Source organism: Natronomonas sp. (genome assembly GCF_046710025.1).
GTDB lineage: Archaea > Halobacteriota > Halobacteria > Halobacteriales > Haloarculaceae > Natronomonas.
This window is the reverse complement of the sequence record NZ_JBKEGK010000063.1, coordinates 1-12,358: the sequence shown is the minus strand read 5'-3', so window position 1 is coordinate 12,358 and position 12,358 is coordinate 1. Positions and strand designations below refer to the sequence as shown.

Sequence of the window (12,358 nt, the reverse complement as noted above, 5' to 3'; positions counted from 1 at the left end):
GGATGCCGGATCGTTGGCCGAAGGGCTGTTCCAGTTGGATCGTCGATCAGCCCCGATATTCGCCGAAGACATCCCGCATCGCGTTGCAGATTTCGCCCGTTGTCGCGTAGGCTTTCACCGCGTCGACAATGTAAGGCATGACGTTCTCGTCACCCTCGGCAGCTCCCCGTAGCGCCGCGAGGGCGTCCTCAACAGCGTCATTATCGCGGTTCTCGCGGAGTTGTTGAACCCGTTCGCGCTGTTCGCGCTGTTCCGCCTCGCTCACTTCCTCGATATCTTCCGTTGGCTCCTCGTCGACCTCGAACTCGTTGACGCCGACGATGATCCGCTCGCCGGTCTCTATCTCGCGTTGTCGATCGAAGGCGACATCCTGGATCTGCCGTTGGACCCACTTGTCTTCGACGGCCTGTCGCATCCCGCCGCGCTCGTCGACCTCCTCAAGCAACTCGAACGCCTCGGCCTCAAGCTCGTCGGTCAGGCTCTCGATGTAGTAGGACCCGGCGAGCGGGTCGATCGTGTCGGCGGCGCCAGACTCGTGGGCGAGAATCTGCTGGGTCCGCAACGCCGTCCGCACCGACTGCTCGGTGGGAAGGCTAAGCGCCTCGTCCTTCCCGTTGGTGTGGAGGCTCTGTGTGCCGCCGAGCACCGCCGCGAGCGCCTGGTAGGCGACGCGAACGACGTTGTTCTCGACCTGCTGAGCCGTCAGCGTCGAGCCAGCGGTCTGGGTGTGGAACTTCAGCTGCTTGGAGGCCGGCTTCTCGGCGTCGAAACGCTCTTCCATCAACTTGTACCACATCCGGCGGGCGGCCCGGAACTTCGCAACCTCCTCGAGAATGTTGTTGTGGGCGTTAAAGAAGAACGAGAGCTGCGGCGCAAAGTCGTCAACATCGAGTCCGGCCTCGATTGCGGCCTCGACGTACTCAATCCCGTCGCCGAGCGTAAACGCGAGTTCCTGGGCGGCCGTCGCACCTGCCTCACGGATGTGATACCCCGAGATGGAGATCGTATTGAAATTCGGGACCTCCTCGGCACAGAACTCGAAGATGTCCGTAATAATCCGCATCGAGGGCTCCGGCGGAAAAATGTACGTGTTGCGCGCAATATACTCTTTGAGAATGTCGTTTTGAATCGTCCCACGGAGCTGTTGGCGGTCGACACCCGTCTTGTCACCGACCGCGATGTACATCGCGAGTAGCACGGACGCGGGGGCATTGATCGTCATCGACGTCGAGACCTCATCGAGCGGAATCCCCCTGAAAACGGTCTCCATGTCGTCTAGGGAGTCGATCGCGACGCCGCTTTTGCCGACCTCGCCCTGTGCCATTTCGGAGTCGGAGTCGTAGCCCATCTGCGTCGGCAGGTCGAACGCCATCGAGAGGCCGGTCTGCCCCTCGTCCATGAGGTAGTTGAACCGCTCGTTGGTCTCGGCGGCGGTCCCCATCCCGGCGTACTGCCGCATCGTCCATAGTCGCCCGCGGTACATCGTCGAGTAGACACCCCGGGTGTACGGCTGCTCGGCGGGGTAACCGATGTCCTCGTCGTAGTCGAGATCCGAGACGTCCGCGGGCGTGTACAGCGGGTCGACCGTCTGTCCACCCGTATCAGTCGTGAACTCCTCGTTTCGCTCTCCGAAGCGATCGGCCGTCGGACCGTAGGTTTCGTCCGTCCAGCGGTCGTGACCCTCCCGGATCTCTTTGAGGTCGTCGGCGTCGAACATTATCGGATAGTTTGGACCCGTTGGATTAAGACTTGGCGGGTCGCGCCCAATGGGTCAGGCGCCCTCGATCGGCTCCGACGCGGCGTCGTTGACGCCCTCGACGGTTTCGGCGACCGCGTCGACGCCCTCGTCGTGGACGAGATCGCCGACGACGACTGTATCGGCGTGACGGCCCATCTCGTGGGCCGACTCGTAGTCGTGGATGCCACCACCGTAGAAGACCGATGTCTCGTCGACGGCGTCGGCGGCCGCCTGCACTATTTCGGGGTCGCCGAACGTGCCGGAGTACTCGACGTAGACGATGCGCTGGCCGAACATCTGTTCGGCGACCTCGGCGTAGGCGGCGACCTCGTCGGCATCGATGTCGCAGTCGGCCTCAGTGTAGTCCGCGACCGACGAGTCGGCGTTGAGAACGAGATACGCCTCCGGGAACGTCGCCGTCCAGTTGATCTCGCTGTCTAGGCGTGCCCACTCCTTGTGTGCCCCGGTCACCCAAAAGACGTTGCCGGCGTTGAGGACGATAGGCACGAAGTAGCCGTCGAGTCCCTCCCGGTGGACGACCGCCCCAACGTTTGAAGGCTCGATGTACACCGGCACGTCGTAGGCCGTCGTCGCCTCGACGACTCTGGCCATCTTTTCCTCTGTCATGCCTGTGGTCCCGCCGATCTCGAGGGCGTCGGTCCCGGTGGCACAGATGTCCTCGAAGGTCTCGCCCTCAACGAGCGTCTTGTCGGGATCGATTTTGACGATGTGGTCCCACGTTGCCCACGGCGCGCTCATACACCATGTGTCTCGGTGGGTAGCTAAAACCGCTTCGACATTTCAGTCCGCGACGGCGCCCGCGTTTACCTCGGCCTGCCACTCGCGAAGGCGGTCTTCGGAGACGCCCTGTACTTCCTCGGCGATCGTCGCGGCGTCGGCGCTCCGGAGGTCGTCGATGGAACCGATGCCCGCCGCCGCGAGTTTTTTCGCAGTCTTCGCCCCGACGCCGTCGAGGTCCTCGATCGCCGAGGCGGCCTGTCGCTCCCTGTACTCGGCGTAATTACAGATCGGGCAGCCGAGTTCCCAGGGCTCGTCGTCGCCGTCATCAACGACGAGCAGGTGCGGTAGACCGTGTTCCTTGCACGTCTCCTCGATCACCTCGATCTCGCCGTGTCGCGGCAGCGGCAGCGAGTACTCACACTCGGGATAGCGCGTACACCCGACGAGTCGGGAGCCGTTCCGGAGCTGTTTGATAGCGAGGTCGCCGCCCTCACCGCTTCCGTTCTGAGACACGGATGTCCCGTTTTCCGGGGCCGCGCCCTTGCCACACTCCGGGCAGGGGCCGATGATCCGGTCGTCGGTCTCGTCGGCCTCGTCGGCCTTACATTGCGGACAGCCGTGGACGAACGTGCTCCGTCCGGCGAGCATCTTGACGTGTTTGAGGCCGTGTTCCTCGCACGTCTCGTCAGTCACCGTCGGCTCGCCCTTGTTCGGCAACGGCAGGGTGTAACGACACTCCGGGAACCCGTCACAGCCGATGAAATACGAGCCTTGCTGCGAGCGACGGATCAACAGGTTCTCGCCACAGTCGGGACACGCCCCGAGCGTTCGGTCGGCCTTCATCGATTCTCTGAGATGGTCGCCGATCTCCTCGCGGGAGTCGTGGAGCTCCTCGAAAATGCGCTCGAGGATCGCCCGCGACTCGCCGGTCACGTCCTCGAGATTCTTGTCGCCGTCGGCGATGGCGTTCATGTCCGCTTCGAGTTGTGCGGTCATCCCCTCGTCAACGATCCGGTCGGCGAACTTCTCGGCGGCCTCGACGACGGCCATCGCGAGCTTTGTCGGGCGCGGCGGGTCGCTCTCGATGTACCCGCGATCGTAGAGCTTCTCGATGGTGTGATGACGCGTCGACTTCGTGCCGAGGCCGCGGGACTCGAGTTCCTCGATGAGCCGCGACTGGCCGCGACGGCGTGGCGGCTGTGTCTGTTTGGCCGCAATCCGGGCGTCGTCGACGTCGAGCGCCTCGCCCGTCTCGACGTCGGGGACGTGGTTCTCGGCGGTCGAGCGGTACGGGTACACGTCGTGATACCCCGGCTCAAGGAGCCGTTTGCCGTTGGCCTTCAGCGAGCAGCCGTTGGCGTCGGCGACGACCTTCAGATGCTCCCACTCGGCGGGGTCAGCGACCGTCGCAAAGAAGTGCCGAACGACGAGTTCGTACACGTCCCACTCGTCCTCGGAGAGATCGTCTCTCGCAGGTACCTCACCCGTCGGGTGGATCGGGGGGTGGTCGGTCGTCTCCTCGTCTCCCTCTGTCGGTTCGGTTGCGTCCGCCGACAGGAGCGACTCGGCGTCGTCGCCGAACAGGTAGTGGCCGGTGAACTCCTCAAGAAGCGCCTCGGGGTCGAGATCGTCGGGATAGACGGTGTTGTCGGTCCGGGGGTAGGTGATGTAGCCCGCGGTGTAGAGTTCCTCGGCGACACTCATCGCCTTCTGTGCCGACAGCCCGATGGAACTCGCCGAGCTGATGTACTGGGTCGTATTGAACGGCTCCGGCGGCTCGTCGGTCCGGCGGCGGCGCCGAACCGACTCGACGATCGCCTCGCGGGCGCCCTGCAACTGTTCGAAGGCCGCCATCGCGTCGGCCTCGTCCCAGACGCGTTCGGCCTCGTTGCCGTCGTCGAGGTAGAAGTACTGGGCTTCGAAGGCATCATCATCCTTCAGCAGGTCGGCGAACAGTTCCCAGTACTCCTCGGGGTCGAACGCCTGGATCTCGCGTTCGCGGTCGACGATGAGCTTCAGCGTCGGCGACTGGACGCGGCCGACGGAGATGAAATCCTCGCCCAACTGCTTTGCTGACAGCGAGAGAAACCGGGTCAGCGCCGCCCCCCAAAGCAGGTCGATCTCCTGTCTGGCCTCGCCGGCGGCCGCCAGATCGAAGTCCAAGTCGTCGGGGTTCGAAAAGGCCTCTTTGACTTCGGTTTCGGTGATCGAGGAGAATCTGACGCGGTCGATCGGCGCGTCCGTCTCCTCGCGGGCGAGTTCGTAGGCTTCCTTGCCGATCAACTCGCCCTCACGGTCGTAGTCCGTCGCGATCGTGATCCGATCCGCGTCGGCGGCCAGCCCCTGTAGCGTCCGAACGATGTTCTCCTGGGTCGGCGTCTTGACCACGTCGGCCTCCACCAACTCCGCGGGCTGGACGTCGCGCCAGTCGGCGTATTCGGGCGGGAAGTCGACGCCGACGACGTGTCCCGAGAGCCCGACACACCGCGTGTCGCCCCACCGGTAGACGTTGACCCCGTACTGACGCTCTGTCGACGCACTCTCGCCGGAGAGGATCTCGGCGATCCGGCGCGCCGCGTTGTCCTTTTCGGTGACGATGAGTTCCACTGTTGGATCTGGGTACGCCGACTTCGGATTTCAACCTTTCGTCGGAATAGCAGTAAAACCGCCGGATAGCGCGCCTACGGGCGCGCGATGGCTTGGGCATGGGCGCGTGGGCGTCGCGTTTCGATCGCCCGCCCGTCCGGACCACAGATGCGAAACTGTTCCGCGTATCGGCGCGGAACGGCCCTTACGACTCCAGTCGCTTCCGAAGCAGTTCGTTGACCGTCCCGGGGTCGGCTGACCCGCCGGTCTCCGCCATCACCTGTCCGACGAGGTAGTTCAACGCGCCGTCCTCGCCGGCGTGGTAGTCTTTGACGGCTTCGGGGTTCGCTTCGAGCGCCTCCCCGACAGCCGTGGCGACGGCGTCGTCGTCCGTCTTGCCGAGATTCTCCGCCTCGACGATGGCGTCGGGGTCGAGGTCGTCGTCAAGCATCCGACGGAGAACGACCTCTTCGGCGTTTTTGACCGCAATCTCGTCAGTATCGACCAACTCAACGAGGCGGGCGAACTCATCGAGACGCGCCGAGATATCGGTGATCGCCATGTCGCGGTAGTGGAGTTCGCCGAGTAGGTTGTCGGCGACCCACGTCGCGGCGAGATCAGGGTCGAAGCGGTCGGCGATCCGCTCGTAGAAGTCGGCAACCTGCTTCGTCGAGGTAAGCTTCGAGGCGGACTCCGGATCGAGGCCGTACGCCTCGCGGAAGCGCTCGCGGCGGGCGTCCGGAAGTTCCGGAATGTCGATTTCCTCCGTCCAGCCGGAGACCCGAAGCGGCGGGAGATCGGCCTCCCGGAAGTAGCGGTAGTCCTTTTCTTCTTCCTTCGAGCGCATCGAGACGGTGATCCCGCGTGACTCGTCCCAGTGTCGCGTCTCCTGTTCGATCTCGCGGCCACGCTGGATGGCGTTCTTCTGTCGCGTCTCCTCGTAGGCGAGTGCCTTCTCCGCACCCTTGTGACTGGAGATGTTTTTCACTTCCGTCCGGTTGGCGGATTCGAGCGTCGCCGTGTCGATGTCGCCGTCCTTGTCGACCTCCGTGGCGTCGATCATCGAGAGGTTGGCGTCAACGCGAAGGCTGCCGTCTCTGGTGGTGTCGAAGACGCCGAGATACTCGAGAACCTCGGTGAGTTTCGCGAGAAACGCCCGCGCCTCGGCAGCACCGCGGAAGTCGGGTTCCGTGACGATCTCCATGAGCGGCGTCCCGGCTCGGTTGTAGTCGATCAGCGTGTACTCGGCCGTATCGATCGAGCCGCCGGCGTGGGCGAGGCTCCCCGGATCCTCCTCCAAGTGAGCGCGCTCGATCCCGACGGTGCGGCGCTCGCCGTCGACGGAGAACTCGATCTCGCCGCCGTCGCAGACCGGCGCGTCGTACTGGGTGATCTGGAAGTTCTTCGGCAGGTCGGGGTAGTAGTAGTTTTTCCGGTGAAAGCGGGTCTCCTCGGGGATCTCCGAGCCAAGCGCTTTCCCGACCTTGACGGCCGCCTCGACGGCCCCCTCGTTGAGCACCGGCAGCGCGCCCGGCAGCCCGAGACAGACGGGGCAGGTCCGGGTGTTCGGCGCCTCGTCGCCGTCGGGTCGTGTCGAACAGCCACAGAAGATCTTCGTCTCCGTTTCAAGTTGGACGTGCACCTCAAGGCCGATGACGGCCGTGAGATCCCGTTGCTCGGCGGTCTGGGCGGTCATTATGACGTTCTTTTCGCGCGGCGGCTTAGGCCTAACCCTTCCGACAGGATCGAAAGATCCGGTTCGTGTGCCCGGTCTCGGTCGGATGATGCGAGTCAGTTTCGGGCGGACAGCGTCGTGTCGTTCGACGCGGCGATCGCGTCCCGTTCGTCGGCTCGACATCGAGGCGGTGCCGCGAGAGGTATGGCGAGGGGGTTTCACCCGACACCACTCCGCGGTACGCGTCACCGGCCACGACGGGCAGGTGTCGGACGCCGCGTTCCCGTATTCGTTCGGCGGCGTCAAGGACAGTCTCCGTCGGCGAGACGGCCGGCACCGCCCTTGACATAACCTCCCGGGTCGTTCTCGAGCGGTCGCCCCCGGCCACCATCCCGACGAGATCCGAGACGGTCACCAGGCCGACAACGGAATGATCCTCAAGAACCACTATCACCGACGCTCTCGGGATTTCGAGCGCTGCCGCCGCGTCGCAGACGGGTGTCTCCGACTGGACAGTCGGGAAAAAATTCGTGTCGATGTTGGCAGTGCTCGGATCGATCACAGTCGGTGCATACGGCTCCCCGTCGTCGCATAAATTATCAAATATATAGTATTATTCGAAGTGGAATTTGTGTGCAGATTATTGTACGGCGCGTAGCCTAGTTATACTCTATTTATTTATCGGCGTCGCGCCCATAACCCGACCGATCGTGGGGGGCCCCGAGGGGGTCGGCCCGCGAGCCGTCCCACACGACTCGGCCCTCGTGGTGCAGTTTGTCTAGATGCGCCCGGACCGTCATCCCGGCCAGATCCCGAACGCCGGACAGGTCCTTATTGTACGCCGCATCCAAGATATCCGTCACGGCCCTGTTGCCTGCCTCGACGGCCGCAAGCACGCACGCTTCGCGGTCGAGCCGATGCCGGAGCAGGCGCTCACAGACCGAACGCGGGCTCTCGATGACCGGGCCGTGGCCGGGGTAGAGCCGGTCGGGAGCCATCGCCCGGACCCGGCGGAGCGAGGTCAAATACGAGCGCATGTCCCCCTCGGGAGCACCGACCATGACGCTTCCCTCGGCAACCGCGAGATCGCCGACGACGAGGGTATCGGCGGCGGCGAAGGCGACGTGCTCGGGGGCGTGCCCCGGGATCTCGTGAACCGAAACCGCATCGTCGCCGGCGGGGATTTGCTCCCCCTCTCGGAACGTCCGATCGGGGTCGACCCCCGTCGCGTCGGCGAACGCCGCCTCGCGGCCGTACCGACACCACACCGTCGGATCGGCGGCCTCGACGCAGGCCCGAACGCCCTCAGCGTGGTCGGCGTGGTGGTGGGTAACGGCGACGTGTGCGACGCGGTCGAGGTGACCCTCGAGACGGCTATCGGCCGCGGCGGGATCGACGAGCAAGACGTCCTCGCGGCCCAGAAGGTACGCCGCAGTCCGGCCGGTGAGCGCGCGGGTGGATACCTCGATCGGAATGCGTTCGATCCGCATGATCGTTGATCGTCGCCCTCGAAGGTAAAGATACGCCGGGGTCCCAGCGGCCGCCCGCACCGAACGGCTTAAACAGACGAGTGGCCTACCGATATTCGGCAGAGGAAGCCCGGTCCCCGTGGGTGCGGCGACGCCGTGCCCATGAGGAAAGTCCCCCCACCCTCCGGGCAGGTGACCGGACGCAAGTCCGGGGCGGGAGACCGCCGGCGCTGGAACAGAAACGAGACCACCCGCTCCGACCGATGAGGCGCGTTCGGCCGTGGAAACGGCCGGCGTCGTTCGTGGGGCCGCCCGCGAACGGGCGAACCGATCTGCAAGGAAAGGGAGTTAACCCGCCGAGGGCCCGGCGGTCGTCATCGACGACCGCCACACGCAAACGGCGTTAGCCGCGAGCCGACGGGCGGGAACGGATGGAACGGCGAATCCTCACCGGTGCAAGTCCGCCGCAATTGGTAGCCCGGAGGCGCGGCGGACGCTCAGCCGAATGCCGGGCCGAACAGAAGGGGGCTTACTCTCCTCAGCCGTTTTTCATCGCCGAGCGGCGCTGTTGGTCTGCCGGCTCAGTCTTCAGAGCTCGAACCCCTCCTCGAACCGAAACGTGCCGTTCCGCTGGACCGTTTCACCGTCGATTTCGATCCGCGAAGCCTCCGAGAGGTCCGTTATCAGGTCGACGTGAACTGCCGACTCATTGCCCGACTCGCCGTCCGGCAGGTTCGCGTCGTAGGCCCGGCCGAGCGCGAGGTGGGCCGTATCGCCCATCTTTTCGTCGAAGAGGATATTGTCGGTGAACCGGTCGATCCGTCGGTTCATACCGAGGCCCAACTCCCCCAGCCGCCGCGCCCCGGCGTCGGTGTCGAGAACCGCCTCAATCGCGTCCGCGCCCGTCTCGGCGTCGAAGTCGACGACCTCGCCGTCCTCGAAGATCAACCGAACGTTCCGGACCCGGCGGCCGTCGATCGTCATCGGCACGTCAAAAAAGACCTGCCCCGCCGTGGCGTAAGGGGCGGTGAACACCTCCCCGGACGGGAGGTTGTGGGAATCGTACGCGACCGACGCCGCGGAGTTGACCGCGGTCCGGCCGTCGATCGACATCGTCACGTCCGTCGAGGGCTGGTCGTTGCGCTGCGTGACGAGCCGAACCTCGTCGCCCGAGTCAAGCAGTTCCTTCACTCGCGACATCTTCGCCGCGAGCGTCTCCCAGTCGCGTAACACCGCGTCGTAGACGAAGTCCCGATACGCCTCGTAGGACATTCCGGCCCCTTGGGCGAGGCTCCGGGTCGGATGGACCGTCGAGACCCAGTCGGTGTCCATGCGGGCCTCTCGGAGTTCGGTTCGGGCGCCCCGGTAGGCCTGTCGCGTCCCGGCGTCGACGTCGGCCGTCGCGGCGGTGTTTCGGCCGCCCCCGAGTCGGAGGTATGCGTCGGCGTGTTCGAACAGCGCGAGTTCGCCAGTTGCGGTCTCGAAGTCGTCGTCGTGGGCGCGGAGGTACGCCCGTGTCACCTCGTCGGAGCCGTACGTGACTGTCATGTTTGCGCCGACTTCGCCGAGGCGTTCGGCGACGGCGACCGCGAGCCTGTGTGCACCCGCTGCAACGTCGACGACGACAGCGTCGCCCGGTTCGATCCGCGCACTCCACCCGACCAGTGTCTCGGCGTGTTCACGTACTCGATCGTCCATACCGCCGTTTCGCGCCGCGGCGTGTTATATGACACCCCGGCGTGGGGAGGGGTCCAAGCGTGACACCCGGCGGTGTCAACTACAGGAGCGTCACCTCCAGACAGTATCAGCTGTCCGCGGCGCGGTCCTTCGGCGGGTCGGTCTCAGCCGTCTCAGATTGCTCGTCGGTGTCGATATGAATCGGGTCACCCTTCCAGGCGACCCGAAGCCGATTCCGGGAGAGAAACGGGGCCATGGCTTCGAGTGTGACGAGACCCTTACATACCCCGCCTTCGACGACCGGGAGATGTTTGACACCGGCCTCGTTCATCCGGTCGGCGGCGAGTCCGAGGGGCGTCTCCGGCGCGACAGTCCGGACGGGGCTCGACATGATCGTCTCGACGGGAACGGGCCCGGGGGACTCGGCGACGAGCGCCACGAAGTCCGAGTCGGAGACGATACCGACGACGCTGTCCTCGGAATCGAGTACGACAAGGGCTGGAACCGATGGATCGCGCAGTTTCTCGGCGGCCTCGGGTGCCGGGAGTTCAGGAGAGACCGTGTCGGCGTCCGTGATAACGGGTTCGACAGTTGTTTCGATCATTCCTGACTCGTGGTACCACAGATCACTATTTAATTATGGCGAATATATGCCTAATATACCTAACATACGCACTGCTGAACCGATTTAAAAAATTTACTTCGCAAATAATTTAGTTAATAACGTTGCGTATGATAAACACTGCTGCAGTCATCATCGGTTCACCGACGTTCGGTTGCGCCGGGCGTTTGAGAAAGCCACCTCATCCGGACGCAGGGTCCGGGGCTACCCCGAGTGCCGGACCCTTTGGGGCCGATCGTTCACAATTTGTGCCGAAAGGCCCGCAGGGCGTTCTCGCCGGTTTCCGTCAGCGATACCTGCTTCGTTCGACCGACCGGTTCGATCTCAATATAGCCGTTCTCGGCGAGCGGGTCGACGATCCGGTTGTTCAACAGAGCGAACTTGGCCTTGTCGTTAGCCGGTTGTGCCCGGCGCATGAACGCGAGTTCGTGTTTCTCGGCGAAGTCGATGAGGTCGCTCTTTTTCGGCGTGTACGCTTCGCTCGACGCTGAGTCAATGTACTCAAGAATCCGGACCTGATCCGTCGTCGGCGTCTCCAATGGGTAGGAGGGTAACTGCTCGGCCAGTCGCATCCCCTCGGTCCGCGGGGTGGTTGCGATCGGATAAGAGCGCGACTCGGGGTGAACGTGGTAGCCACTCGCATCGGTGGCCATGCACGCGAGCGCCGCCCCGACGGTCGCCAACTTCGGCCCGCTTGAGACGTTGACACGGACGATATCGTCGTCGTGGCCGTCAGCGATGGTCGTCACTTCCCCGAGGACATCGTACATGTCACCCAGTTCGACCCGGCGGGACCGGACAGCGACGCCGGCGTCGGTTAGTTCCGAACGCAGTCGGTCGTGGTACTCCGCCCGTGTTCGCCCTGGGTCACGGAGCAGATACAGCGTGTCGGCACCGTACTCAAGTACCGGCGACCTGATCCGGTCGTACTCGTAGCCGAGCGGTGCCACGTGGACCTCTGTCACCGACCGCAGTTCCGTATCGCCAGTCATCCGAATTGTACTGATAGTACTGATAACAAAATAGTATTGAATGTAATTGTAGTATCGAATGTAACTATAGTATTGTGATAAATATGAATACAGTGCCGCCGAAACTCGCGTCTGTCGAAAGGCTATGCCCACACACGATCTGGTCCCCTCCGACATCGACCTCGACGCCGCCGAACCGCCCACTTCGGTCAGCGTCGCCGACGGTGAGGTCCTCGAAGCGTTATCCTCCTCGACCGCCCGACTGATCGTCTCGGTTCTCCGTGGCGACCCCAGTGTCAAGTCCGCGATCGCGAGAAAGGCCGACGTGTCGATCCAGGTGGCGGCCTACCACCTCGATCGGCTCGAAGCCGCCGGCCTCGTCGCCGTCGTCGGGACGGCGTGCTCTGAAAAGGGCCGAGAGATGGATGTCTACGCACTGACGACCGACTCATTACGCATCGAGCTATGTGATAAAACGGCGTAGAAGATCCGGCGTCAGTTTAGTTATTCTCCGTCCGTATCGGTTCAGTGGCTCCCGTTTCGAATCAGTCGTCCGCCGGCGACGGTGCGGGCGAGGCGTCCATCTCATCGTCCTCCGCGTACGGGTACCACGTCATCTTCGTGTTGTTCAGATACGGATCCTCGTAGGACGTCTCCTCGGGTTCGGCGAGACCGGTGAGTTCGTCCTCGTCGTGGCGGGCGATGAATTCTCGGAAGGACTCCCGGTCGCCGAGGCCGTCGTCTCGTTCGCTCTGTTCGTCCCGAACGGCGCGCTCGTCGTAGATCCGCAGTAAGTTTCGGATGTAGCCCGGCACCTCGTCGGCGGCCACGCGCATCTCGACCCAGTCGGCAAACTGGGGGTTCTCCCCCAATCCGCCG

10 protein-coding genes, 1 other RNA gene and 1 pseudogene are annotated in these 12,358 nt (G+C 64.0%); 2 read left to right on the top strand and 10 right to left on the bottom strand.

Features of this window, described 5'->3' with window-relative positions:
- Window positions 1–46 precede the first annotated feature (46 nt).
- From ACI944_RS06315 to ACI944_RS06290, 6 genes are all read right to left on the bottom strand, one after another.
- The gene (locus ACI944_RS06315; protein WP_411718210.1) at window positions 47–1,717 is read right to left on the bottom strand and encodes a methylmalonyl-CoA mutase; all 1,671 of its coding nucleotides are present in this window, start codon (window positions 1,715–1,717) and stop codon (window positions 47–49) included.
- A gap of 54 nt (window positions 1,718–1,771) precedes the next feature.
- Window positions 1,772–2,497, bottom strand: a complete 726-nt coding sequence (locus ACI944_RS06310; protein ID WP_411718209.1) for a phosphoglycerol geranylgeranyltransferase — start codon at window positions 2,495–2,497, stop codon at window positions 1,772–1,774.
- 42 nt (window positions 2,498–2,539) lie between these two features.
- The gene (locus tag ACI944_RS06305; RefSeq protein ID WP_411718208.1) at window positions 2,540–5,086 is read right to left on the bottom strand and encodes a DNA topoisomerase I; all 2,547 of its coding nucleotides are present in this window, start codon (window positions 5,084–5,086) and stop codon (window positions 2,540–2,542) included.
- A 184-nt stretch (window positions 5,087–5,270) separates the two neighbouring features.
- Window positions 5,271–6,761, bottom strand: a complete 1,491-nt coding sequence (gene gatB, locus ACI944_RS06300; RefSeq protein WP_411718207.1) for an Asp-tRNA(Asn)/Glu-tRNA(Gln) amidotransferase subunit GatB — start codon at window positions 6,759–6,761, stop codon at window positions 5,271–5,273.
- Window positions 6,762–6,792: 31 nt separating this feature from the next.
- Window positions 6,793–7,302: a cyclic nucleotide-binding/CBS domain-containing protein gene (locus tag ACI944_RS06295; RefSeq protein WP_411718206.1), complete on the bottom strand. Its 510-nt coding sequence runs from the start codon at window positions 7,300–7,302 to the stop codon at window positions 6,793–6,795.
- A 112-nt stretch (window positions 7,303–7,414) separates the two neighbouring features.
- Window positions 7,415–8,230 carry an MBL fold metallo-hydrolase gene (locus ACI944_RS06290; RefSeq protein ID WP_411718205.1) on the bottom strand — a complete coding sequence of 272 codons (816 nt, stop codon included), beginning with the start codon at window positions 8,228–8,230 and terminating at the stop codon, window positions 7,415–7,417.
- Window positions 8,231–8,327: 97 nt separating this feature from the next.
- Between ACI944_RS06290 and rnpB the strand changes: the two genes are divergently transcribed.
- An RNA gene (gene rnpB / locus ACI944_RS06285) (RNase P RNA component) lies at window positions 8,328–8,753 on the top strand.
- Window positions 8,754–8,797: 44 nt separating this feature from the next.
- Here rnpB and ACI944_RS06280 read toward each other — a convergent pair.
- The 3 genes from ACI944_RS06280 to ACI944_RS06270 form a co-directional block, all read right to left on the bottom strand.
- Complete coding sequence (locus ACI944_RS06280; RefSeq protein ID WP_411718204.1) at window positions 8,798–9,907, bottom strand: aminopeptidase; 1,110 nt, start codon at window positions 9,905–9,907, stop codon at window positions 8,798–8,800.
- Between the two features lie 106 nt (window positions 9,908–10,013).
- A complete protein-coding gene (locus ACI944_RS06275) occupies window positions 10,014–10,490 on the bottom strand; it encodes a cyclic nucleotide-binding/CBS domain-containing protein (RefSeq protein ID WP_411718203.1) in 477 nt (158 codons plus the stop codon).
- Between the two features lie 257 nt (window positions 10,491–10,747).
- Window positions 10,748–11,500 carry a DUF6293 family protein gene (locus tag ACI944_RS06270; RefSeq protein ID WP_411718202.1) on the bottom strand — a complete coding sequence of 251 codons (753 nt, stop codon included), beginning with the start codon at window positions 11,498–11,500 and terminating at the stop codon, window positions 10,748–10,750.
- 124 nt (window positions 11,501–11,624) lie between these two features.
- Here ACI944_RS06270 and ACI944_RS06265 point away from each other — a divergent pair, with 124 nt between their 5' ends.
- Window positions 11,625–11,963 (top strand): ArsR/SmtB family transcription factor, encoded by a 339-nt coding sequence (locus ACI944_RS06265; protein ID WP_411718201.1) that lies wholly within the window; start codon window positions 11,625–11,627, stop codon window positions 11,961–11,963.
- Between the two features lie 61 nt (window positions 11,964–12,024).
- Here ACI944_RS06265 and ACI944_RS06260 read toward each other — a convergent pair.
- A pseudogene (locus ACI944_RS06260) lies at window positions 12,025–12,358 on the bottom strand (hypothetical protein); the annotation flags it as partial.